The organism is Lactobacillus nasalidis (assembly GCF_016587775.1).
In the GTDB taxonomy this organism is placed as follows: domain Bacteria; phylum Bacillota; class Bacilli; order Lactobacillales; family Lactobacillaceae; genus Lactobacillus; species Lactobacillus nasalidis.
Window position 1 is genome coordinate 1 of sequence record NZ_BOCG01000230.1, and the last position, 339, is coordinate 339.

Annotated in this window: 1 rRNA gene; it reads left to right on the forward strand. The window is 54.0% G+C overall.

The annotated features are described in order from the left end of the window. A 23S ribosomal RNA gene (locus lacNas_RS03825) occupies positions 1-339 on the forward strand; the annotation flags it as partial.

A 339-nucleotide genomic window follows, 5' to 3' on the forward strand; every position in this document is an offset into this window, starting at 1 on the left:
CTAACCAGTGACCGATAGTGAACCAGTACCGTGAGGGAAAGGTGAAAAGAACCCCGGGAGGGGAGTGAAAGAGAACCTGAAACCGTGTGCCTACAAGTAGTCAGAGCCCGTTAACGGGTGATGGCGTGCCTTTTGGAGAATGAACCGGCGAGTTGCGTTAGTCAGCAAGGTTAAGTCAGAAAAGACGGAGCCGCAGCGAAAGCGAGTCTGAAGAGGGCGAGAAGTTGGCTGATGCAGACCCGAAACCAAGTGACCTACCCATGACCAGGTTGAAGGCGCGGTAAAACGCGCTGGAGGACCGAACCCACGTAAGTTGAAAATTGCGGGGATGAGTTGTGG